At 38.5% G+C, this 22,224-nt stretch carries 23 protein-coding genes and 1 rRNA gene (1 of these 24 only partly in view); 17 read left to right on the top strand and 7 right to left on the bottom strand.

Annotated features, from left to right (window positions below; genetic code table 11):
- Positions 1-264 precede the first annotated feature (264 nt).
- From ACP8HH_RS15170 to ACP8HH_RS15160, 3 genes are all read right to left on the bottom strand, one after another.
- Positions 265-651: an OsmC family protein gene (locus ACP8HH_RS15170; RefSeq protein ID WP_438312692.1), complete on the bottom strand. Its 387-nt coding sequence runs from the start codon at positions 649-651 to the stop codon at positions 265-267.
- Positions 652-733: 82 nt separating this feature from the next.
- The gene (locus ACP8HH_RS15165; RefSeq protein WP_438312691.1) at positions 734-1,537 is read right to left on the bottom strand and encodes a polysaccharide deacetylase family protein; all 804 of its coding nucleotides are present in this window, start codon (positions 1,535-1,537) and stop codon (positions 734-736) included.
- Between the two features lie 59 nt (positions 1,538-1,596).
- Positions 1,597-2,496 (bottom strand): TIGR01777 family oxidoreductase, encoded by a 900-nt coding sequence (locus tag ACP8HH_RS15160; RefSeq protein WP_438312689.1) that lies wholly within the window; start codon positions 2,494-2,496, stop codon positions 1,597-1,599.
- 101 nt (positions 2,497-2,597) lie between these two features.
- On the opposite strand from ACP8HH_RS15160, the gene recX reads away from it, so the two are divergent.
- Together recX and ACP8HH_RS15150 are read left to right on the top strand one after the other, a co-directional pair.
- Positions 2,598-3,410, top strand: a complete 813-nt coding sequence (gene recX / locus ACP8HH_RS15155) for a recombination regulator RecX (protein ID WP_438312687.1) — start codon at positions 2,598-2,600, stop codon at positions 3,408-3,410.
- The gene (locus ACP8HH_RS15150) at positions 3,400-3,732 is read left to right on the top strand and encodes a YfhH family protein (protein WP_438312686.1); all 333 of its coding nucleotides are present in this window, start codon (positions 3,400-3,402) and stop codon (positions 3,730-3,732) included. Before recX ends, ACP8HH_RS15150 begins: the two co-directional genes overlap by 11 nt.
- 46 nt (positions 3,733-3,778) lie before the next feature.
- On the opposite strand, the gene ACP8HH_RS15145 is transcribed toward ACP8HH_RS15150, so the two are convergent.
- Positions 3,779-4,762, bottom strand: a complete 984-nt coding sequence (locus tag ACP8HH_RS15145; protein ID WP_438312684.1) for a metal-dependent hydrolase — start codon at positions 4,760-4,762, stop codon at positions 3,779-3,781.
- 118 nt (positions 4,763-4,880) lie between these two features.
- Here ACP8HH_RS15145 and mutY point away from each other — a divergent pair, with 118 nt between their 5' ends.
- The 10 genes from mutY (at position 4,881) to nikC (ending at position 15,448) form a co-directional block, all read left to right on the top strand.
- Positions 4,881-5,936, top strand: a complete 1,056-nt coding sequence (gene mutY, locus ACP8HH_RS15140; RefSeq protein ID WP_438312682.1) for an A/G-specific adenine glycosylase — start codon at positions 4,881-4,883, stop codon at positions 5,934-5,936.
- Positions 5,929-6,672, top strand: a complete 744-nt coding sequence (gene fabL, locus ACP8HH_RS15135) for an enoyl-[acyl-carrier-protein] reductase FabL (protein WP_438312680.1) — start codon at positions 5,929-5,931, stop codon at positions 6,670-6,672. Before mutY ends, fabL begins: the two co-directional genes overlap by 8 nt.
- Positions 6,673-6,706: 34 nt before the next feature.
- Positions 6,707-7,027: a gamma-type small acid-soluble spore protein gene (locus ACP8HH_RS15130; protein ID WP_438312678.1), complete on the top strand. Its 321-nt coding sequence runs from the start codon at positions 6,707-6,709 to the stop codon at positions 7,025-7,027.
- Between the two features lie 192 nt (positions 7,028-7,219).
- Positions 7,220-7,765 (top strand): nucleoside tri-diphosphate phosphatase, encoded by a 546-nt coding sequence (gene ntdP / locus ACP8HH_RS15125; protein ID WP_438312677.1) that lies wholly within the window; start codon positions 7,220-7,222, stop codon positions 7,763-7,765.
- Positions 7,766-7,814: 49 nt separating this feature from the next.
- Positions 7,815-9,563: an ABC transporter ATP-binding protein gene (locus ACP8HH_RS15120; protein ID WP_438312675.1), complete on the top strand. Its 1,749-nt coding sequence runs from the start codon at positions 7,815-7,817 to the stop codon at positions 9,561-9,563.
- A 176-nt stretch (positions 9,564-9,739) separates the two neighbouring features.
- Positions 9,740-10,759, top strand: a complete 1,020-nt coding sequence (locus tag ACP8HH_RS15115; protein WP_438312673.1) for an ABC transporter ATP-binding protein — start codon at positions 9,740-9,742, stop codon at positions 10,757-10,759.
- On the top strand, positions 10,734-11,744 hold the full coding sequence (locus tag ACP8HH_RS15110) for an ABC transporter ATP-binding protein (protein WP_438312670.1): 1,011 nt from the start codon (positions 10,734-10,736) through the stop codon (positions 11,742-11,744). Before ACP8HH_RS15115 ends, ACP8HH_RS15110 begins: the two co-directional genes overlap by 26 nt.
- Positions 11,741-13,426 carry an ABC transporter substrate-binding protein gene (locus ACP8HH_RS15105; protein WP_438312668.1) on the top strand — a complete coding sequence of 562 codons (1,686 nt, stop codon included), beginning with the start codon at positions 11,741-11,743 and terminating at the stop codon, positions 13,424-13,426. The genes ACP8HH_RS15110 and ACP8HH_RS15105 overlap by 4 nt, the downstream gene beginning before the upstream one ends.
- Positions 13,427-13,529: 103 nt before the next feature.
- Complete coding sequence (locus ACP8HH_RS15100; protein WP_438312666.1) at positions 13,530-14,534, top strand: ABC transporter permease; 1,005 nt, start codon at positions 13,530-13,532, stop codon at positions 14,532-14,534.
- A gap of 17 nt (positions 14,535-14,551) precedes the next feature.
- Entirely contained in the window at positions 14,552-15,448 is an 897-nt protein-coding gene (nikC, locus tag ACP8HH_RS15095; RefSeq protein WP_438312664.1) for a nickel transporter permease, read from the top strand.
- 72 nt (positions 15,449-15,520) lie between these two features.
- Here nikC and ACP8HH_RS15090 read toward each other — a convergent pair whose 3' ends face one another.
- Together ACP8HH_RS15090 and ACP8HH_RS15085 are read right to left on the bottom strand one after the other, a co-directional pair.
- On the bottom strand, positions 15,521-16,603 hold the full coding sequence (locus tag ACP8HH_RS15090) for an FUSC family protein (RefSeq protein WP_438312662.1): 1,083 nt from the start codon (positions 16,601-16,603) through the stop codon (positions 15,521-15,523).
- A 63-nt stretch (positions 16,604-16,666) separates the two neighbouring features.
- Complete coding sequence (locus ACP8HH_RS15085) at positions 16,667-17,971, bottom strand: glutamate-1-semialdehyde 2,1-aminomutase (RefSeq protein ID WP_438312660.1); 1,305 nt, start codon at positions 17,969-17,971, stop codon at positions 16,667-16,669.
- 130 nt (positions 17,972-18,101) lie between these two features.
- On the opposite strand from ACP8HH_RS15085, the gene bcp reads away from it, so the two are divergent.
- The 3 genes from bcp (at position 18,102) to perR (ending at position 20,099) form a co-directional block, all read left to right on the top strand.
- Positions 18,102-18,590, top strand: coding sequence for a thioredoxin-dependent thiol peroxidase (gene bcp, locus ACP8HH_RS15080; RefSeq protein WP_438312658.1), 489 nt, complete (start codon positions 18,102-18,104; stop codon positions 18,588-18,590).
- The gene (locus ACP8HH_RS15075; protein ID WP_438312656.1) at positions 18,590-19,534 is read left to right on the top strand and encodes a D-2-hydroxyacid dehydrogenase; all 945 of its coding nucleotides are present in this window, start codon (positions 18,590-18,592) and stop codon (positions 19,532-19,534) included. The genes bcp and ACP8HH_RS15075 overlap by 1 nt, the downstream gene beginning before the upstream one ends.
- A gap of 121 nt (positions 19,535-19,655) precedes the next feature.
- Positions 19,656-20,099, top strand: coding sequence for a peroxide-responsive transcriptional repressor PerR (perR, locus tag ACP8HH_RS15070; RefSeq protein WP_438312654.1), 444 nt, complete (start codon positions 19,656-19,658; stop codon positions 20,097-20,099).
- 51 nt (positions 20,100-20,150) lie between these two features.
- Here the strand turns inward: perR and ACP8HH_RS15065 are convergent, their stop codons facing one another.
- On the bottom strand, positions 20,151-20,528 hold the full coding sequence (locus ACP8HH_RS15065) for a YgzB family protein (protein ID WP_438312652.1): 378 nt from the start codon (positions 20,526-20,528) through the stop codon (positions 20,151-20,153).
- A gap of 129 nt (positions 20,529-20,657) precedes the next feature.
- On the opposite strand from ACP8HH_RS15065, the gene ACP8HH_RS15060 reads away from it, so the two are divergent.
- On the top strand, positions 20,658-21,521 hold the full coding sequence (locus ACP8HH_RS15060; protein ID WP_438312650.1) for a nucleotidyltransferase-like protein: 864 nt from the start codon (positions 20,658-20,660) through the stop codon (positions 21,519-21,521).
- Between the two features lie 566 nt (positions 21,522-22,087).
- A 16S ribosomal RNA gene (locus ACP8HH_RS15055) occupies positions 22,088-22,224 on the top strand (it continues 1,416 nt past the right edge of the window).

The raw sequence follows: 22,224 nt of genomic DNA, 5'->3' as shown, positions 1-22,224 counted from the left end.
CCTAATTATTAATTAATGAATCAGAACATTTACAATACATAAAAAGTGTGTTATGATTCAATTAATCAATTAGCAAGGGAGGGCGTAGTGTATTGGCGGATCGAATCATTATGTATGAGGAGGGGATTCGTAAAAGTCCGATGGAGGAATACCAGAAGACAACTACGACTTATGGAAATGGATAGTGAGGAAATAATTCATACGTAAAAGGCTTAGCCGTAATCTGAAAATCAGATATGGACTAAGCCTTTTGTTTTTTGTGTATTATTTAATTAGTTCGTATGTCTCCACAACTTCAATTGAATCAACTACAGATTGAACCATGGAACAACTCTTTCTTGTTAGTTCCATAACTCTAGGCATTCTTTTTTCATCAAGTTCAGAATTGGTAATGATGAAATGAAGATGAACTTTTTCAAGCCTATTTGCTTCTTGGGCATTGCGTACCACGTCTTTAACTTCAATTGAAATGTTTTCTGCAGGCATTCGCATTTTTTCTAAGACGTTTCTAAGTACGCCACCGCTGCATACAGCAAGAGAGGATACTAGAAGTTGGTATGGTCTAAACCCGTAATTATCATCTCCTGAAATTTCTAAAACACCAAACTCCGTTTCAGTAGTAAATCCGTTCTCTGTCATAGTAAAATTCATTAAGTATCTCCTCCTTTAGATTGGATTATACAGAAAGTAATCGTTTAGAGGAGTATTTATGCTTTGTATTTTTCATTTAACGCTATCTTAAAACAGGATTGATGTTTTCATACTCCATTACAAGATCATCAAGTGTTTGGAAAGAATATCCTTCCTTTTTGGCATCTGCAATGAAAGATGGAAGTGCTTCGGCATTATCTGGTGAAACTGTGTGCATTAAAATTAAAGCACCTGGGTGAAGTTGTTTCATCAATTCACCATACGCATAATCACGACCACGGGGTTTGTCCGCATGCCAATCGATAAATGCGACGGACCAGAAAATATGTCTATAGCCGAGATCATTCCCTTTTGCTAATAGCTTTTGATTAAATATTCCTTTCGGTGGCCTCACGTAAAATGTTCGTTCTATGCCTGTTAACTCTTTCAAAGCTTTGTCGAATTTCCCCCATTCATCTTCCATCCCTTTTTCCGTTAAATTGGCCATATTAGGGTGACCGTATGAATGGTTCCCAATACCGTGTCCTTCAGAAATCATCCGTTTAACGAGTGGGGTAGCACTTGATAGATAATGACCTGTAAGAAAGAATGTTGCAGGAGTGTTTTCTTTTTTTAGGGTATCAAGTATAGATTCGGTATATCCATTTTCGTATCCATTATCAAAAGTTAGATATACAATCTTTTTATCGGATTTCCCTTTATACAATGCACCGTATTGCTGGGTTAAAGATTCAAATGGTTCGCCCGCATTTGGCTGTACTCCTCCAGTCGCTTTTTTGAAACCCCAATGGTATTCTTCGGCTGCAGCAGAAAATGGATTTAATACCATTCCGGCTAAAACAATGACGGAAGCTAATAAAATACCTCCCCAATGATGCTTTGCCATAAAAAAACGCATCCCTTCTTTTTCAGTAGGATGCGCTCAAAAGTGAAAAATATTCGTTTTTATGACAATAAGTCCTCGAGTGCAGATTTGAGAGTAGGGAACATGAATTCAAAACCATTATCTTGTAAAACAATAGGTAATACATGCTGGCCTTCTAAGACGAGTGCACTTTTTTGGCCTAAAGCTATTTTCATCATAAAAGATGGTGCTGGGAACCAATGTGGACGATTTAAAACAGTCCCAATCGTTTTCCCGAAGTTTTTCATTTGATGCGGAAAAGGTGAAGTTACATTAACCGGGCCTTCTAGTTTTGTGTTTTCAATTGCGAATACAAGTGCACGTGCGACATCTTTCACATGTACCCAAGATATCCATTGATCTCCAGAGCCAACTGTACCTCCGACAAATAGCTTATAGGGTAAAGCCATTAGCGGAAGTGCACCGCCGTCCATCCCTAGTACGACACCAAACCTCATAAACACTGCACGTATTTGATTTTCATTGACAGAAGCTGCTTTCACTTCCCAATCATGCACTGTATTGGCTAGGAAATCGGCTGCCATTTCCTTAGATCCTTCGGTATATATTGCTGTAGTAGATGCGGGATAAATGCCTATTGCACTAGCATTTACTAATACAGAAGGCTTTTTTTGTAATGCGGAAATAATCCTTAACAATTCATCCGTAGCAATCATTCTGCTGTCGTAAATTTGTTTTTGGTGCTCTGCTGTCCAACGTCCTTCATTTATGGAAACTCCAGCTAGATTAATAAATGCATCTGCATATTTTATTTCATTCTCGGGAACGTCCTCGTCACCAAGCCATTTTACATAAGTAGTATTCTTTTCAGCGCTTTTTGCACTACGCGATAAAATGATGATTTCATGTCCATTATTTCGAAGAATTTCTACTAAAACTTGGCCGACAAATCCCGAGCCACCTGCAATGACAATTTTCATCTTTCACACCTCCATTAAAGTAATATCTGTTGTTGGAACGCGTAAAGCTGAACCGTGCGATTAGAACATGTATACTAATAGAAAGTGAGGGAGGTTAAACTATGTCCGTCATTACCAAAATAACACAACAAAAGAAAGACAGCGAGCGGTACAACATATTCCTTGATGAGAAATATGCATATAGCGTTCATGAAACTGTTCTTGTAAAGTTTGGTTTAACTAAAGGTATGACCTTAGAAGATTGGTCAATAGATGAAATGGTGTTTGAAGAAGAAATAAGCAAAGCGTTTAATCGTGCACTTCATTACCTAGGATTTAGAATGCGCAGTGAGTCTGAAGTGAAGAAAAAGCTTCTAGATACGGGTTATGGAGAAGCAGTTATACTAGAAGCAATTGTTAAGTTGCGAAAAGCTGGTTTTCTAAATGACGAAAAGTTTTCTGAAGCACTCCTACAAACTCAAAAAAGAACTTCGAGTAAAGGGCCAATAGCTATTCAACAGGAACTTGCAAGAAAAGGTATTGGGAAGGAGTTGCAATCCCAGGTGCTTGAATCATATTCAGAAGCAGATCAGGTTGAGATTGCGACAAAATTAGCTGAAAAAGCGGCAGCTTCTAATCGCTCTATACCACCAAGACAGCTGCAACAAAGAATTCAGAATGCCTTGCAACGAAAAGGCTATTCATTCGATATTATTAAACAAGCCCTTTCTGGGATAAGCTTTGAACGTGAAGATGAAGAATGGGATGAAATAACGGTTACCGTAGGCGAGAAAGCCTGGCGCAGATACCGTTCGAGATTTAGTGGTAGGGAACGAAGCAATCGGGTGAAACAGGCTATGTACCAAAAAGGGATTTCATTTGACCTGATAGATCGCTTTATAGAGAAAAAGGAGAATGAAGAGAATGACGACTGAAAAAAGATACAGCGAAATGAATGAACATGAATTGCGTACTGAAATTGGTAGACTTCGCGAAAAAGCTATGAAGGCAGAGCAGTTAGGTATTTTAAACGAATATGCTGTTTATCAGAGGAAAGCGGTGATGGCCCAATCCTTTTTAGTAGACCCTTCAACAATTGTACCGGGTGAAATATATCGCATTGACGGTGATGAAGGAATGTTTTTTCAAGTAGATTATTTGAAAGGGCATTTTGCATGGGGATACAGACTCGGTGGAGACCGTGCTGACGAAGCATTACCCATATCCATGCTGAAATCCGTTAAATCAGGTAAATAACCGTAAAAGGCTACGGACAAGTAAAATTTGTCTGTAGCCTTCCTTTTTATGAATTTGGAACGAAGTTTAGTTTTTTATTGAGTTTGTCCTCTGAAAAAATCCAGCCCGTGTACGAATTCAAAATATTTAATTCAGAGTCGATATGCGCGACTGCGACAAATGGGTAATACCCTTTGCTTCGATATCTTAAATCGATAAGACGTACTTCACATATGTCGCCAATATACGAAACATTCCATCGGTAAATTGGAGAAAACGAAGTAAATGCTTCAATATTCTTATCTTCCATTGCAGCCTCTATTTCAGGTGTTGTCGGCATTGGTTTACGTTCGAAACGATCATAAATATTTACGGACCGTCCGTATGCACGTCCAACGTAATGGTAGTCACCTGTAGATGCAGCGACTCTCCACTGGAAAAAACGCATTGTCGGTGCAATAAAAACAGCCTCCGCATTTGGAATCGTGTTGTAAACAGCTCTTTTAACAGCTGATTTGATGGCGAAACGGAGTAAATAATAAAAGAATATGATGATATAAGTAGTGATCATTGTAGGGACTGGATTTGCGCCAAACATCCAAATTACTATTGCCAATATATGCAAACCAAAAATAACCGGATCAAATGTATTGATTACACCTATTGCTATCCATCGATGTGAAAACGGACGTAACGCTTGAGTGCCATAAGCATTGAAGATATCAACAAATACATGTAGAAATACTGCAAGGAATGTCCAAGCCCATACATGAAATAAGTGGGCACCAGGAATCATGAATGACAATAGAATTGATATAAGTATTGGCCATATCAGTACCGCTGGAATGGAATGAGTAATACCACGGTGATGGCGTATATAAATCGCATTATTTCTAAGCTTTAATACAGTATCAATATCTGGAATTAATGAACCAACAACAACTCCAGTGATAACTGCAGTCATGGTTGCAGGATTTGAAATAACGACAGGATCTGCCATCGATAAACCTGCAAGTGCTACACCCATAACAATATGTGTACCTGTATCCAAAACAATCAACTCCTTTTGCCAAAGATTTTTGCATTGGCTAGGTATTGCGAAAAAGCCTTTCTAACAAATATATACCCTTTATACGACAATGATAAGCATATGCGATTGGGGGGAAAACATGCAACTCTTAGATAATAAAGTCGAATTTCGTAAATCTCTTCTTTCTTGGTATAAAGAAGAGAAGAGGGATTTACCATGGCGACATACGTCAAACCCTTATTACATATGGGTTTCAGAAGTGATGTTACAACAGACAAGAGTAGATACTGTTATTCCCTATTATGAACGATTTATAGACAAGTATCCAACAATGGAAACACTCGCATTGGCGGAAGAAAATGAATTGTTGAAAATGTGGGAAGGTCTTGGCTATTATTCACGTGTGAGAAATTTGCAAATAGGTGTTCAAGAAGTCGTGGAAAGCTATGGTAGTGAAGTTCCGAACAATCGAAAAACAATTTCTACGCTAAAAGGAGTAGGACCGTATACAGCAGGTGCTGTATTAAGCATTGCGTACGGCATTCCGGAACATGCGGTCGACGGAAACGTAATGCGAGTGATCTCTAGAATCCTTTTAATAGAAGATGATATATCTATACCTAAGACAAAAAAGATTTTTGAAGACGTAGTTATGGAATTGATTGACAGGAATGATCCTTCATCTTTCAACCAAGGACTAATGGAACTCGGTGCTACGATATGTACACCGAAACCAAAGTGCTTACTTTGTCCTGTACGTGAATATTGTTCCGCATTTTTCGAGGGAAAGCAAGAAGAACTTCCTGTTAAATCTAAGAAAATTAAAAGGAGAATAATTCCTGTTGCGTCTTTTGCCATTAGAAATGAGCAAGGTGAATGGCTAATGAAGCAAAGGCCTAATAAAGGATTACTTGCAAATTTATGGGAGTTTCCAATGGTGGAATTAAGAGATGATGTAACGCCACTAGAAGCATTGATTGAACAATATAATATCACACCGCTAGAACAATATGAATTAGTATCATTTAAACATCTATTTTCGCATATTACATGGGAAGTAAAAAGCTATCAAGCACATTTGACGGGAATGGAAATGGTTCCTGAAGAATTTAAATATTTCAGCGCTGAAGAAGTAGAAGCTTTACCAAAAGCAGTACCAGTTATTAAAATTTGGGAGGAAATTAAAAATGTCTAACAAAGTTGCACTTGTTACTGGAAGTTCCAGAGGATTAGGAAAAGCACTAGCGATTGAGCTGGCAGAAAACGGATATGATATTGTTGTAAATTATGCTCGCAGTAAGTCCGCCGCGGAAGAAACAGTTAAAGAAATTGAAGCATTAGGGCGTAAAGCTTTAATGATTCGTGCAAACGTTGGAGATGTTAAAAAACTTCGTCTGATGTTTGAAGAAATTAAAATTGAATTTGGTCGATTAGATGTCTTTGTATCGAATGCGGCTTCAGGCGTTTTACGCCCAATTATGGACTTAGAAGAATCGCATTGGGACTGGACAATGAATATTAACGCAAAAGCAATGCTATTTGGTGCTCAAGAAGCCGCGAAGTTAATGGATAAAGGCGGAAAAATTGTGGGTGTAAGTTCACTTGGTTCAATTCGCTATCTTGAAAACTACACTACAGTTGGTGTTTCGAAAGCGGCTATTGAATCTTTAACACGCTATTTAGCAGTAGAACTCGCTCCTCAAGGAATTTCTGTAAACACAGTTTCGGGCGGTGCACTGGACACTGACGCCTTGAAACATTTCCCTAATAGGGAGGAACTACTTGAAGATGCGCGTATAAATACACCAGCCGGACGGATGGTGGAAATTAAAGATATGGTAAAAGCAGCCATGTTTTTAATTTCTGATGATTCGAATATGATCCGTGGACAAACGTTAATTGTGGATGGTGGCCGTTCAATTTTAATGTAAATAGAGAGAAAAAGGTGCAATACAAAAACTTCCAATGGATAAAAACATTTTTTTTGCACAAGTTATTAAGGACGGAGGTGAAAAATCCATGACTAAAAACCCGAATCAAAACATGCAAGAAGAATTTGCATCCGAAACTGATGTAAACCAGGTAAAAAAGCAAAACCAACAATCAATGCAGAACAAAAGTAAAATGGGAACAGGTAATGCCCAACAAAATCAATACTCAAGTACTATGTCAGAAGAATATGGCTCTGAAACTGATGTAAATCAAGTGAAAATGCAAAACCAACAATCAGAGTCAAACAAAAAAAGTTATACTGCAGCACGTAATATAAATAACGGGTCTAAGTAGTTATGTGGATTTACATCACCGGCCGATAGGAGCACTAGGCTCCTATCGGTTTTTCTTTGATTTCAGCGTAAGCAATTACGCTGAAATCCATAGAAGGAAAAGTGCAAAGGTTTCTACTTTGGGATATATGTTGGTATAATGATGTAATCGTAATTACATCGAAATTTTTCGGGAACACAAAGGCGGGTTCAAATGACAATTCCAAAAGAAGGAGAAATAATTCAAGTACATAGCTATAAGCATGATGGTAATATTCATCGTGTTTGGCAAGAGACAATGGTACTTAAAGGAACGAAAAATATTGTAATAGGAGCCAATGAACGGACTCTCGTTACAGAAGCGGATGGACGTGCTTGGTTGACACGTGAACCGTCTATTTGTTATTTTCATGCAGAACATTGGTTCAATATCATTTGTATGTTAAGAGAAGACGGGGTTTATTACTATGTAAATTTAAGTTCTCCATTTGTTTATGATAATAAATCGCTTAAATACATCGATTATGATCTTGATGTAAAAGTGTTCCCTGATATGAGCTATATGATTCTAGATGAAGATGAATATGCATTACATAAGAAAAGGATGAACTATCCTGATGTGATTGACAAAATTCTACACAATAATATTGACCGACTTCTAAGTTGGATTAAACAAAGGCGAGGTCCATTCGCACCCGACTTTATTGAAGTATGGACTCAGCGATATGAGTTTAATAAGCAAGTAAGAGATAATCAGTAAAGCCTGACCGCTTATGCGGCAGGCTTTTTGGTATATAGGAGGCAATACCATGGGGGACAGTGTTAAACGCTATTTAAAATTTGTTAAGCCCTATAATTGGCAAATAGTCTTCACGATTTTTATAGGGATTATTAAATTTGCAATTCCGTTATTTATACCATTACTTATAAAAATTGTAATAGATGATATTATTGGTGGCGATTCGTTATCCGCTGCAGAAAAGACTAGACAACTCTTTTACTGGCTCGGTGGAACGGCACTATTGTTCTTTCTAATTCGACCACCAATTGAGTATTACCGACAATATTATGCACAGTATGTCAGTAATAAAATTCTATATGATATTCGAAAAGAACTTTATTCTCACTTACAAAAACTGAGTTTAAGCTATTATTCAAATACCCGTGCTGGGGAAGTTATTTCAAGAGTGATCAATGATGTGGAACAAACAAAAAACTTCGTCATGATTGGTCTTATGAATGTTTGGTTAGATCTTGCAACAATTTTAATAGCAATTGCGATAATGTTGACGCTGGATGTTAAGTTAACACTTGTAACATTGCTGGCATTTCCATTTTATGCGTTTAGTGTAAAACACTTTTTTGGAAAACTGAGAGAATTGACATCACGTCGATCTCAAGCTCTTGCAAATGTGCAAAGTTATTTACATGAACGAATTGCAGGAGTAAGTGTTATAAAAAGTTTTTCGTTGGAAGAGATTGAACAAGAACGATTTGATAAGACGAACGACAACTTTCTTACTAAAGCAATTGATCATACAAAGTGGAACGCAAAAGCATTTGCCGTCGTAAATACAATTACAGATGTAGCACCACTTCTAGTTATTGCGTATGCTGGATATCAAGTAATTAATGGACCACTATCAGTAGGAACAATGGTTGCATTCATAGCTTTTATTGACCGATTGTACGGACCTTTAAGAAGGCTTGTGAACTCTTCGACGACTCTTACACAGTCATTTGCATCCATGGATAGGGTTTTCGAGTTAATGGAAGAGAAATACGACATTACAGATAAAGAAAATGCGGTTTTATTACCTCCAATGGAAGGTGAAGTAGAATTCGACAATGTAAGTTTTTCTTATGAAGAAGATGGAGAAACTATATTGAAGAAAATAAATTTTAAAGTGAACGCCGGTGATACTGTTGCCTTTGTTGGAATGAGCGGTGGAGGGAAATCGACAATCGTTAGCTTAATTCCACGTTTTTTCGATGTAACAAGTGGAGAAATTCGAATTGATGGGCATAATCTGGCCGATGTTAAAATTAAATCGCTTCGTGAACAAATTGGTATTGTAATGCAAGACAGCATTCTTTTCAGCGACTCGGTAAAAAGTAATATTTTAATGGGTAAACCAGATGCTACAGAAGAAGAAATTATTCTTGCTGCAAAAGCCGCGAATGCACATGACTTTATCGAAGAATTACCTCATGGGTACGAGACAAGGGTAGGCGAACGTGGTGTTAAATTGTCGGGTGGACAAAAACAAAGAATTGCTATCGCAAGAGTATTTCTTAAAAACCCTCCGCTTTTGATATTAGACGAGGCCACATCTGCACTGGATTTGGAGAGTGAATCTCTAATTCAGGACTCTCTTGAAAGACTAGCTAGTGATCGAACAACACTTATTGTTGCACATAGATTATCGACAATCACTCATGCAAACACAATTTTTGTCATTGACACTGGGGAAGTAAAAGAAAGTGGAACACATGAAGAACTTATGGAGAAGCAAGGAATTTACTTCGGATTATTTCAGTTTCAACAACTTGGTTGATATAGAATACCTTTATACCGCCACAAACCCATTTTGAATTGGTTTGTGGCGGTATTTTTTATTTCGAGTAAACTCAATTTTGTAAATACTCTTGTAATTAATGAAAAGGGTCGTATAATTAAACTAATAATCACAATACTCTGCAATAAAATAAAGGATTGAAAAAGGGTGATTTAATGGTAGATAGAAAAAACATTCTTCAAGTGAAGGATTTACAAACAACCTTTTTCACTGACTCAGGAGAAATACCTGCTGTTGACAAGATTAGTTTTCATGTAAAAGAAGGAGAGGTACTTGGAATTGTGGGGGAATCTGGATGCGGCAAAAGCGTTACGTCGTTATCTATTATGGGTCTTGTACCAAGTCCGCCAGGAAAAGTAGTAGGTGGAGAGATTTTATATGGGGACCGAGATTTATTGAAAATGTCAGAACGGCAAATGAGACGCATCCGGGGCAATGAAATAGCGATGATTTTTCAAGAACCAATGACATCTCTAAATCCTTTATTCTCAATTGGGAACCAAATGATTGAAGCGATTCAAATCCATGAAAGTAAACTGTCCAAAAAGCAAGCGATAACAAGGGCTACTGAAATGTTGCAATTAGTAGGTCTACCTAGGGCAGCGGGTCTTATGAAGGATTATCCACACCAGTTATCTGGTGGAATGAGACAACGTGTAATGATAGCGATGGCACTTGTGTGTAATCCCAAAGTACTTATTGCGGATGAACCAACAACAGCGCTTGACGTAACAATCCAAGCACAAATTCTAAAGTTAATGAGAGATTTAAACACACGGTTAAATACCGCAGTTATCTTGATTACTCATGATTTAGGTGTTGTCGCTGAGACATGCGAGCGTGTCATTGTAATGTATGCCGGACAGATAATCGAAGAGGCACCGGCTCGGGAAATATTCAAAGAACCTCAGCATCCATATACAAAAGGTCTGATTCAATCGGTTCCCGACATGCGTTTCAAAAAAGACAGACTGTATTCTATTCCAGGAAATGTACCAAGACCTGGAACGGTAAAACAAGGGTGTAGATTTGCATCTCGTTGTGAATTTGCATTCGATCGTTGTCACCAGGAAGATCCCGTTTTATATGAAACGTCAAATACGCATACTACGCGCTGTTTCCTGTATGACGAAGAAGGAGTGGTGTCGCGTGACAAAGCCCTTGTTAAAAGTTGAAGGACTAAAGAAATATTTTCCTATTAAAAAAGGGTTACTCGGTCGAACGGTAGGTCAAGTTAAAGCGGTAGATGATGTCTCTTTTTATGTGAATAAGGGAGAAACACTTGGAATTGTAGGAGAATCCGGTTGTGGAAAGTCAACTACAGGAAGAATGTTGATGCGATTACTTGAACCGACGGAGGGTAAGGTTGAATTCGATGGCAAAGATCTTACTACCCTTTCATTAGGCGATATGAGGAGAACCCGAAGTGATATTCAAATGGTATTTCAGGATCCTTATGCATCGCTGAATCCTCGACATACAATCGAGAAGATTTTGGGTGAACCTTTATTAGTTCATGGTGTAAAAAGTGCCAAAGAGCGAAGGAAGAAAGTTCATGAGTTCCTTGAAGTTGTCGGACTCAGCACTTTCCATGCAAGAAGGTACCCCCATCAGTTTAGTGGAGGGCAAAGGCAACGGATCGGAATTGCTCGGGCACTTATGACGAATCCGAAACTGATTATTGCTGATGAACCTGTTTCTGCGCTAGATGTGTCTATCCAGGCACAGGTTCTTAATCTCATGCAAGACTTGCAGAAGGAATTTGATTTAACTTATATTTTTATCGCCCACGACCTAGGTGTCGTTCGTCATATAAGTGACCGCGTTGCTGTTATGTATTTAGGCAAAATAGTGGAAGTGTCTAATAGTGAAGATTTGTATGCCAATCCGTTACATCCATATACACAAGCCCTATTGTCAGCAGTTCCCGTACCTGATCCAGACTTTGAAAAGAAGGAGATCCTCCTTGATGGAGATATTCCCAATCCTGCGGATCCACCGACGGGTTGTACTTTTCATACAAGGTGTTCACATAGGATGGACATATGTACAGTAGCGATACCGCAATTGCAGGAAATAGAAAAGGGTCATTCTGTTGCTTGTCATCTATATGGTGAAATAAGCAACAATGATATAAAAAAGATGGAGGGGTCTTTATGAAGAAAAATAAACTTTGGTTACTATCTTTACTTCTACTCTTGGTACTATCAGCAGTACTCGCGGCATGTTCAAGTGGCGACAAAAATACTGTAGATGAAGGTAAAAAAGAGGAGGACAAGGTCACAGAGACAGATAAAGATAAAGATAAAGATAAAGATGACAAAGATGGTGATGTAAAAGACGAAGGCGGCAATCATACGTTGGTCTTTGGTCGTGGTGCCGATTCGGTTTCACTCGATCCGTCAAGAGTAACTGAAGGTGAATCTTTTAAAGTTACTAAGAATCTTTATGAAACTTTAGTAGAATTTGGCGAACAAGATACTACTACTCAACCAGGTCTTGCGGAATCATGGGAACCTAGCGAAGATGGTTTAACATATACATTTAAACTTCGTGAAGGCGTAAAATTCCATGATGGCACTGATTTCAATGCGGATGCAGTTGTTGTAAACTTTGAACGTTGGGCGAACGGGGATGCAGACATGTTTCCATATTACAGCTCGATGTTTGGGGGTTTTAAAGACGATGAAGGTCGCGTAATTGATTCAGTAACGGCTGAAGGCGAGCACACAGTCATCTTTAAACTTACCCGACAACAAGCTCCATTCCTTAAAAATCTAGCAATGAACATGTTCTCAATTGCGAGTCCAGCAGCTCTTGAAAAATATGGCGATAAGATAGAAAGTAATCCAGTAGGTACGGGTCCGTTCATGTTTGTTGAATGGAAGCCAAACGAAACGATTACAATTGAGCGTTTTGATGACTATTGGCAAGAAGGATTACCGAAACTTGCAAAAGTTATTTTTAAATCCATTCCAGATAACTCCGCTCGTTTAAATGAATTGATGGCTGGAGATATTGACCTAGCGGATGGTATTAATCCGTCGGATGGTGCATTAATTGAAAAGAATGATGCTTTACAATTATTTATACGACCATCTATGAACGTTGGTTATCTCGGACTAACTGTGACACGCCCTCCTTTTGATAAAAAAGAAGTGCGTCAAGCGATGAACTACGCAATAGACAAGCAATCGATAATTGATGCGTTTTTCGAAGGGCGTGCAGAAAGCGCTAAAAACCCTATGCCACCTTCGATTTCTGGATATAACGATGATATCGTAGAGTATCCTTATGATCCTGAGAAAGCTAAAGAACTTCTAGCTTCAGTAGGTTTGGCTGATGGATTCGAAATGGATTTATGGGCAATGCCTGTACCACGTCCTTATATGCCGGACGGTGGAAAAGTTGCTGAAGTAATACAGAAAAACCTTGCCGATATAGGTATCAAGGCTACAATCGTTCAATTTGAATGGGGCACATACCTAGAGAAAGCGAGTAATGGAGAAGCCGACGCGTTCATGCTTGGTTGGACTGGAGACAATGGCGACGCGGATAACTTTATGTATGTTCTTTTAGACAAAGATAATATTGGTAGCAACAATTACACGTATTATTCTAATGATGAGCTACATGATATCTTTATTGCGGCACAGTCTGAAGTTGACGAAGATAAGCGTAATGAGCTTTATAGAGAAGCACAAGAAATTATCCATGAAGATGCTCCATGGGTTCCACTTGCTCACTCAACACCTCTTCTTGGTGGAGCTGCAAACCTAACTGGATTCCTTCCGCATCCAACTGGATCAGACTGGTTATCTACAGTAGATTTCAAAGATTAATTTAAAGGATTAATTTGAAAGGGAGAAGTCTGTGAGATTTCTCCCTTTTATTTATTGAAATTGTACATACAAGTTTGATAGAAAAGTTGGAGAGGTGAAGATTGTGCTCAGTTATATAGGAAAAAGGTTACTGCAGCTCATTCCTGTCCTGCTTGGGATGTCATTTATCGTTTTTATGATTACCCGAGCAATTCCAGGTAATCCAGCACAAATCATGCTCGGTCAACAAGCTACCGCGGAGGCAGTCGCCGCTCTAACGGCAAAGCTTGGACTTGATAAGCCGTGGTATATTCAATATTTTAATTATCTGGGAAATATATTTAAAGGTGATTTAGGCGAGTCAATGAAAACTAGAAATCCTGTTGCGGATGAATTATGGCCTTATTTAGCAGCGACATTTGAACTTGCACTATTTGCGATGATTATTGCGGTTGTTGTAGGAATTAATGCCGGTATTATATCTGCTTGGTTTCAAAACTCATGGTTTGATTATTCTGCGATGGTTTTAGCACTAATCGGTGTATCTATGCCGATCTTTTGGCTTGGGCTGATGGGCCAGTGGGTGTTCGCGTTAGAGTTATCTTGGTTACCGACGACGGGTAGGGTGCAGGTCAGAGACCCGGTCGAAGCCATCACGAATTTATATGTTGTTGATACGATACTTAACGGGCGGTACGATCAACTTTGGCAAGTTTTTCGACATTTAATTTTACCGGGTGTCGCTTTGGCAACAATTCCTATGGCGATTATTGCACGGATGACACGGTCAAGTATGCTTGAAGTAATGCGCGCTGATTATGTCCGTACAGCACGGGCAAAAGGTCAGAAGATGTTTTGGGTGGTCTATAAACACTCGTTGAAAAATGCAATAATTCCAGTTTTAACAATTATCGGTCTACAAACTGGAATGCTTCTAGGTGGTGCGATTTTGACAGAAACTATTTTTGCATGGCCAGGAGTAGGAAGATATATATATGATGCAATCGGTGCACGCGATTATCCAGTTATTCAATCAGGAATTCTTGTAATTGCATTTTTCTTTGTAATGATTAATTTAGTTGTGGACTTGTTGTATAGCTTAATAGATCCAAGAATTAAATATGATTAAGGAGGGGGGATACATTTATGTCTGAACTAGTAGTTAAAACCAAAGATGCAATAGCCAATCCGATTGATAAGGCGTCTGGACCTTGGCGTGAAGCATGGAATGGGTTCAAAAAGAGTAAGATAGCCGTTGTTGGGGCCGTTATTGTTCTATTCTTTATTTTACTAGCTTTAATCGGACCTTTCATTGCTTCAGAAGGTATTAATGATCAAGTGCTGTCTGATCGTCTCCTCCCTCCTTCATCTGATTACTGGTTAGGAACCGATGACTTTGGTAGAGATATCTTGTCAAGAATTATTCATGGTGCCCGAATATCTCTTTGGGTCGGCTTCTTTTCGGTTATTGGCTCAGCGGTTGTTGGAAGTACACTCGGTATAATTGCGGGCTATTATGGGCGTTGGGTTGATATGATTATTTCACGAGTCTTTGATATTATGCTGGCATTTCCATCAATCTTACTAGCAATTGCCGTAGTATCGGTACTCGGCCCTTCATTACAAAATGCTCTTATCGCAATAGCCATCATCAACGTACCAAACTTTGGGAGATTGATTAGATCTAAAGTTTTAAGTATTAAGGAAGATGAATATATAACGGCGGCAAAAGGAATCGGAATGAAAGATGCACGAATTCTCTTTTCGCATATACTGCCAAACTCAATGGCACCAGTTATTGTTCAAGGAACTTTAGCTGTTGGGACTGCTATCTTGGAAGCTGCTGCGCTCGGTTTCCTTGGATTAGGCGCAACGGCTCCTGAACCGGAATGGGGTAAAATGTTGGCGGATTCAAAAAACTATCTGCAGACGGCACCATGGACAATGGTATTCCCGGGACTTGCAATTATGTTTACAGTACTAGGGTTTAACTTAATGGGTGACGGGTTACGAGACGCCCTTGATCCGAGAATGAAAAATTAAAAAAGTGCTTCCCCAATCAACTTGATTGGGGAAGCACTTTTTATTTGAGGCAATCTGGTAACCAAAAAATTGTTAATAAATTTCCTCTTTTAGTTCTGTGTCTACTTCTTTTTCATGGTGCCGTTGAATGGATACGATGAGCATATCAAGATGTTCTAATTGTTCTTCGTAATTTAGAATAGAAGATAATATATGGAGAAGATGATAGGTCGAAAACTCTTCATCCTCTTTAGTGATTGCAATTTCTTTTGCAAAAATCTCCATAACTTCATATCTACTTAAATATTCTTCATTGGAACCAAAGCCCATGTTTTCGGCTTTTAGCTTTCCTACGAATTTTAAGTGTAGTTGCTCATGATATGTGAGGAGTGCATCGAGACGCTCCTGTATCATCATTCGAAAATGTTCCGGCAAATCTGTAAGTTCATTTTCATATTTGTGAAGTCTTTTTAATACTTCGTAACTACTTCTAGATGTAGCTATCATTTGTCTATAGATTACAAGTTTTCTACCTTTTGCTCTGGATGTTTTTTTAAAGTAGCTTCGTTCCTCTTTAAATAGTGAAAATACTTGATCAATATTTGTTAGCCGTTCTTTTAATTTGGAGAGAGACTTTTTTGTGGCGATATGTTCGGAAGCTTGCCTTCCTGCAAGTCGCGTCCATCTAATAATTTCGTCTTGAGCATGATGAATTAAATTAAAAAGCTTTGTTTCGTATTTAGGAGGCATAAAGAGCAAATTAACGAGAAAGGCCGAGAGAACACCGAGAACTATCGTAAAAAATCGTAGAAATGCAAAAGAAAGAAATTCATCGCCTCTGATTTCCATTATGGCTATCATCATAACCAATGCCATTGAAATAGATTTTTCAAGTCCAAATTTAATCATAATTAAAATGATGATTACAGCCGCAAGTCCAACAACGACAAGCTGGTGTCCAAATATAAGGACGAATAAAACAGCAATAATAGCTCCGATTATGTTGCCTTGAATCTGTTCAATAATGGTTAGATAGGAACGATAAATGGACGGTTGAATTGCGAAAATAGCTGCAATTCCTGCGAACACCGGATTCGGAAGCTCAAGTAGTTCCGCTATGAACAAAGCCAGTACAATCGCAACGCCTGTTTTAACGATACGTGCACCAAGTTTCATGCGATTAGTCCTTTCTAATATATGAACTGTTTTTCGCTACTGTATATCATCTATATAAAATGGTCAACTACTAATACTAGTCGACAACTCTTTAAAAGATGTATTGACAGCGACAAGTGTTTCTCTTATGTCTTCTTCTGTATGTGCGGTAGTTAGGAACCATGCTTCGTATTTAGAGGGAGCTAGGTTTATCCCGTTATTCAGCATAAGTTTAAAGAACTTCGCAAAGACTTTTCCATCAGTTGCCTCAGCTTGGTCATAATTTTGAACTTTTACATCTGTAAAGAACAAAGTTAAAGCACCGCCCAGTCGGTTAGTCGTCAGGACAATTCCGTGTTCCTTTGCGGATTGTAAGATTCCATCTTCTAAAATAGCACAGAGTCTATCCATTTCTTCGTAAACACCTGGTTCTTGAAGAACCTCAAGACAAGCAATTCCAGCCAGCATTGAGGCGGGATTCCCAGCCATTGTACCGGCTTGATAAGCAGGTCCGAGTGGGGCAACTTGTTCCATAATTTCTTTCTTACCACCATATGCACCGATTGGTAAACCGCCACCAATAATTTTGCCCAATGCAGTAAGATCCGGAATAAGGCCAAGCATATCTTGTGCACCTCCGTAATGGAATCGGAATGCCGTAATAACTTCATCATACACAATTAACGCACCTTTTTCTGCTGCAACATCGTGTACGATTTTTAAGAAGCCTTCGTTTGGTTCCACAATCCCGAAATTCCCGACAATTGGTTCAACAAGTACGCAAGCAATTTCTTCTCCCCATTTTTCCATTGCTTCTATATAAGCCTCTGGATTATTAAATGGAATTGTAATAACTTCTTTTGCTATCGACTCTGGTACACCTGCTGAGTCGGGAGTACCTAAAGTTGCAGGACCTGATCCGGCTGCAACGAGAACTAAATCGGAATGCCCGTGGTAACAACCCGCAAACTTCATGATTTTCGTTCTACCCGTAAAGGCTCTTGAAACACGAATCGTCGTCATTACTGCCTCTGTCCCTGAATTTACAAACCGAACTTTGTCCATTCCAGGCATTGCTTCTTTCAACATTTTTGCGAATTTCACTTCATGTCTAGTGGGAGTTCCATAAAGTAATCCTGAATTTGCTGCTTTTACGATTGCTTCTGTAATATGTGGATGTGCATGACCTGTAATTATTGGCCCGTATGCGGCTAGATAGTCAATGTATTTATTGCCATCGACATCCCAAAAATAAGCACCTTCAGCTCGTTCCATTACCGTTGGCGAGCCACCCCCAACTGCATGATATCCCCGCGATGGACTGTTGACACCACCTACGATATGCTCGCACGCCTCATTATAGATTTTTTCTGAATTAATTTTTATCATAATAAATTCCCCCGTTCAATTCCTACACTCTCTATTCTAAACAATTATAGCTGAATACGCCAAAGAAATTGAAAGAGATGCATTTCTCCGTTAGAATTAAGAAAAGAACTTAATGGAGGAATGACTAATTATGACACTTGAAGGTATGAAAGCACCGGATTTTACATTACCGAATGAAAAGGGAGAAATGGTTTCGTTAAAGGACTACGCGGGTGAGAAATACGTAATTCTTTACTTTTATCCAAAAGATGCAACACCAGGTTGTACTACGCAAGCGTGTGACTTTCGAGACTACTATGAAGATTTTAGTAAGTTGAATGCGGTTATATTAGGAGTAAGTCCAGATAATGAAGCAACGCATATGAAATTTATTGAAAAACAAGGTTTGCCGTTCTCATTATTGGTTGATGAAGAGCATGTGGTTTCAAAGAAGTACGACGTTTGGAAGTTGAAAAAAATGTTCGGTAAAGAATTTATGGGTATAGAGCGCTCTACATTTTTAATTGATCCATCTGGGGTTGTTGTGAAGGAATGGAGAAAAGTGAAAGTGAAAGGTCATATCGTAGATGCGCTTGCTACATTGGAAAAGTATCGAATCCGTAAAAAGGAAATGCTTTGATGAAGGCGTTATTCACGTTTGATATAACGGAAGATCAAAAGGCGGGACTTGAGAATAAGTTCCAAGACGTAACTTTTCAGTATAATAAAAAAGGCGATCTAACAGGTGTTGAATCAGTAGAAATACTTGTCACTTATGGTTCAGACGTAGATTCCACACTACTCGAACGTGCGAAGAAGCTTAAATGGATTATGAATGCGTCGGCAGGGGTTGAGAAAATGCCTCTTTTGGAAATAGCTGAAAGGAATATTATCATAAGCAATGTACGCGGCATTCATAAAACGCCAATGGCCGAATCTGTTCTTGCACATATACTTGCACTGCGACGTTCACTTCCTGCGATTTACAGTAGCAAAGATAGAAAAGAATGGAGTAAGCCGGATGATTCTTCGGAACTAAGAGGATCTACAGCACTTATTCTTGGTCCTGGTTCAATTGGTTCCGAGATAGGTAGACTGCTCCAAGCATTTGGTGTTAAAACAATTGGATGCAACCGATCTGGTCGTGTTAGTGAATCGATGGATGAAACAATTGTTTTTAAAGATTTAATGCTTGAACTCCCAAAAGCAGACTATGTCATATCGGTTTTACCGAGTACGCCAGAAACAAAGGGTTTATTGACCGAGGAACATTTTTCCGCGATGAAAGAAACTGCGGTATTTATGAACTTTGGACGTGGGGATCTTTTTAATGAAACCTTTCTTATTAATGCTTTGAAAAATAATGAAATTGGACATGCAGTTCTTGATGTATTTGAAGTTGAGCCACTACCATTGGAAAATGAATTATGGACACTTGAAAACTGTGTGCTATCTCCGCATGTTTCAGGTCTTTCTAGTAAGTATGTAGAAAGAGCATTAATTGTATTTGAAAAAAATCTAGAGTTATGGATTCAAGGAGACATTGAACTTGAAAATCTGATTAATTTAGTCGATGGTTACTGAAACTTTGTATAATGAGTTAAACATAGTAGTCTTCGCTTTAGTTGACAGAAGTACTCTATTTTAAGTACACTAATGATAACGATTATAAAGTAGTAATCAATATGGATAGGGGTGCATAGCGATGTCTGTAGTGATATTGAAAGACGCGCTGGACACGTTGAAGAGTAAAGGAGTTAGAATTACTCCACAAAGACATGCCATTTTAGAGTATCTTGTCTCCACTAAGTCACATCCAACAGCTGATGAAATATATAAATCACTTGCAAGAAACTTTCCCAATATGAGTGTCGCGACTGTTTATAATAACTTAAGAGTTTTTCGCAGTGCAGAGCTTGTTAAAGAACTCACATATGGCGACTCTTCAAGCAGGTTTGATTTTGTGACACACGACCATTACCATATTATTTGCGATGATTGTGGTACTATCGTTGACTTTCATCATCCAGGATTAGAGGAAATCGAGCACTTGGCTTCCCATGTAACCGGATTTAAAGTAAATTCGCATCGGATGGAAGTCTATGGTACTTGTCCAGCGTGTATAAAAAATGAAGTTGTTATGAATTAAAAAACATCCAACAAATCTTCTATTGAAGAAGTGTTGGATGTTTCTCTATTTTCACTTTGAATCTATTTCAGTTTCTTTGTTTTTTTTTGGAGGTCTGTTGTATGCAACATCAAATTCTTTACCTTCTAGAGTTGGATCTAGTGTAAGAGGTTCGCGGCAATGTCCACACATATCAACTCGGCCTAGCATTTTTGTCTGCTTCCCACAGTTGGGACAAGTTATTTGGGCTGCACGGGTTGATAATGAACCAATCCATGCATAGACGACTGTGCTTGCGATAATGGCGAGTACTCCAAGAAACATGAATATAAGCATAACGATTTCATGTTTTCTAAAGAAGATACCGATATACATAATCACAACACCGATAAATATTAACGAAAGTGCAAATGACCGAATGCGATTAATCTTATTTTTATAGGGTTTCATGAAGTGTTCCTCCTTATGTATCAACAATTACTATATCATATAATTTCTTTTACACGTTATTAATTGATACTTGATTAAAGGATTCATTACAATAGTTGTCGAAAGTAGTTGTCTTAGGGAGGTGTTCAAGTGGAACAAGTGTTGAGACCGATTTATCAAGAGCGAGCAAGCTTCCCCGAAACGCTTGGGGTCATTCTAGTAGAAAAAAGAGAAATAGGGGATCCGATTACTGATACATTTGATGCGATTCTTCTAATTATTACAGCGGATGATAAAGTTCCAATGTTCACAAAGCATTATATGGATAGTTCAGGCAAAGCTGCCATGCATATTATTAGTGAGAAGCAATTAAGAAAATGGATATTACTTGGCACGAAGCGAAAAGTAGTGGACTGGATTTTCAATGGCAAGGTATATTTCGATCGAAATGAGTTTATCGAAAAACTTAAAGTTGAATTTCCTTTTGCAGGCCGGAAGATAAAAATAGGATTGGAGTTTTCTAAGCTTGTACGAGCATATATGGAAGGAAAAAACTTTTTTGAGCAAGGAAACTTTATGGATGCCTATAATCATGTAGTTAAGTTGTTGCACCATCTGGCTCGAATAGCAGTTATAGAAAAAGGGTTATTTCCAGAAGTAACTGTTTGGTTACAAGTGAAAAAAATAGACCCAGCAATTTATAAGTTATATGAAGAACTAATTATGAGTGAAGAGCCAATAGAAAAACGTTTAGGGTTGCTATTTCTAGCTAGTGAGTTTTTCATCTATAACAGAACTGCTAATGGAGCAGAACATATTATGGATGTCATGGCTAAACAGGAGCAATGGGAAATACAAGAACTTCATGATGATGAGGAATTAAAGATTTACTCAGTTGATTTAGAAGTGTTCATTGAGTTTCTAGTTGAAAAAGGTTTCATTGAAGTTGTGCCAAATGAATCGAAGAATGATTTGATTTTTCATAGGGAATATAAGAAAAGCTTAAGTAAGTAGGCTTAACAGGGCGACTTTATGCCGTCCTGTTAAAATGTGTTGACATTAATGATTGGGATATGGTATTCTATTGTTTGTCGCTTGAGAGAGTGGTTGAGAGAAACAGTTAAGACAAACAGTTGATAAAATGTTTTTCAAAACAAGCTTGACTCTGTAAAACGACTGTGATATATTAAGAAAGTTGCTGTTGCGGCAACGACAAACTAACTTAAAAAGTGAACCTTGAAAACTGAACAGCAAAACGTCGATAGAATTTTTAAACTCCATGCACTTCGGTGTACAGAGTATAAACGTTTCCAAGTAAGCTGATTTCCGTCAGCAGAACAGAAACAACAGAAGGGTTGAATTTCAATCCTTCGACATGACATCATTGAAGAATGTTTTCATTCTTCTTTAATGCCAGCATAGAAACTAGAGCTATTCAAGTTTCTGTAATTTCTCTGATGGCTGAGATGTAGTGTAGTGCTAGGAAACGAGTGCACGAGGAAGGGAGCGTACTTTTGGGTACGTGACCGACCGAGTAAGCGAAGTTGACAACGCAATACGCTGCATATCAGTCTTCAGATATTATGGAGAGTTTGATCCTGGCTCAGGACGAACGCTGGCGGCATGCCTAATACATGCAAGTCGAGCGAATCTATTGGAGCTTGCTCCTTTAGATTAGCGGCGGATGGGTGAGTAACACGTGGGCAACCTGCCCTGC

The sequence above is a fragment of the Sporosarcina sp. FA9 genome (genome assembly GCF_051550205.1).
Taxonomy (GTDB): domain Bacteria; phylum Bacillota; class Bacilli; order Bacillales_A; family Planococcaceae; genus Sporosarcina.
Note: the sequence above shows the minus strand (reverse complement) of the source record. Positions and strands in the feature narration are given on the sequence as shown.

What these genes read in the sequence shown, in the direction of transcription:
- ACP8HH_RS15090 (WP_438312662.1), bottom strand. Translation starts at nt 16,603, where the DNA reads ATGAAACTTGGTGCACGTATCGTTAAAACAGGCGTTGCGATTGTACTG.
- ACP8HH_RS15065 (WP_438312652.1), bottom strand. Translation starts at nt 20,528, where the DNA reads ATGAAACCCTATAAAAATAAGATTAATCGCATTCGGTCATTTGCACTT.
- ACP8HH_RS15115 (WP_438312673.1), top strand. Translation starts at nt 9,740, where the DNA reads ATGGTAGATAGAAAAAACATTCTTCAAGTGAAGGATTTACAAACAACC.
- ACP8HH_RS15105 (WP_438312668.1), top strand. Translation starts at nt 11,741, where the DNA reads ATGAAGAAAAATAAACTTTGGTTACTATCTTTACTTCTACTCTTGGTA.
- ACP8HH_RS15085 (WP_438312660.1), bottom strand. Translation starts at nt 17,971, where the DNA reads ATGATAAAAATTAATTCAGAAAAAATCTATAATGAGGCGTGCGAGCAT.
- nikC (WP_438312664.1), top strand. Translation starts at nt 14,552, where the DNA reads ATGTCTGAACTAGTAGTTAAAACCAAAGATGCAATAGCCAATCCGATT.
- ACP8HH_RS15165 (WP_438312691.1), bottom strand. Translation starts at nt 1,537, where the DNA reads ATGGCAAAGCATCATTGGGGAGGTATTTTATTAGCTTCCGTCATTGTT.
- mutY (WP_438312682.1), top strand. Translation starts at nt 4,881, where the DNA reads ATGCAACTCTTAGATAATAAAGTCGAATTTCGTAAATCTCTTCTTTCT.
- fabL (WP_438312680.1), top strand. Translation starts at nt 5,929, where the DNA reads ATGTCTAACAAAGTTGCACTTGTTACTGGAAGTTCCAGAGGATTAGGA.
- ACP8HH_RS15150 (WP_438312686.1), top strand. Translation starts at nt 3,400, where the DNA reads ATGACGACTGAAAAAAGATACAGCGAAATGAATGAACATGAATTGCGT.
- bcp (WP_438312658.1), top strand. Translation starts at nt 18,102, where the DNA reads ATGACACTTGAAGGTATGAAAGCACCGGATTTTACATTACCGAATGAA.
- ACP8HH_RS15160 (WP_438312689.1), bottom strand. Translation starts at nt 2,496, where the DNA reads ATGAAAATTGTCATTGCAGGTGGCTCGGGATTTGTCGGCCAAGTTTTA.
- ntdP (WP_438312677.1), top strand. Translation starts at nt 7,220, where the DNA reads ATGACAATTCCAAAAGAAGGAGAAATAATTCAAGTACATAGCTATAAG.
- ACP8HH_RS15130 (WP_438312678.1), top strand. Translation starts at nt 6,707, where the DNA reads ATGGATAAAAACATTTTTTTTGCACAAGTTATTAAGGACGGAGGTGAA.
- ACP8HH_RS15170 (WP_438312692.1), bottom strand. Translation starts at nt 651, where the DNA reads ATGAATTTTACTATGACAGAGAACGGATTTACTACTGAAACGGAGTTT.
- recX (WP_438312687.1), top strand. Translation starts at nt 2,598, where the DNA reads ATGTCCGTCATTACCAAAATAACACAACAAAAGAAAGACAGCGAGCGG.
- ACP8HH_RS15120 (WP_438312675.1), top strand. Translation starts at nt 7,815, where the DNA reads ATGGGGGACAGTGTTAAACGCTATTTAAAATTTGTTAAGCCCTATAAT.
- ACP8HH_RS15075 (WP_438312656.1), top strand. Translation starts at nt 18,590, where the DNA reads ATGAAGGCGTTATTCACGTTTGATATAACGGAAGATCAAAAGGCGGGA.
- perR (WP_438312654.1), top strand. Translation starts at nt 19,656, where the DNA reads ATGTCTGTAGTGATATTGAAAGACGCGCTGGACACGTTGAAGAGTAAA.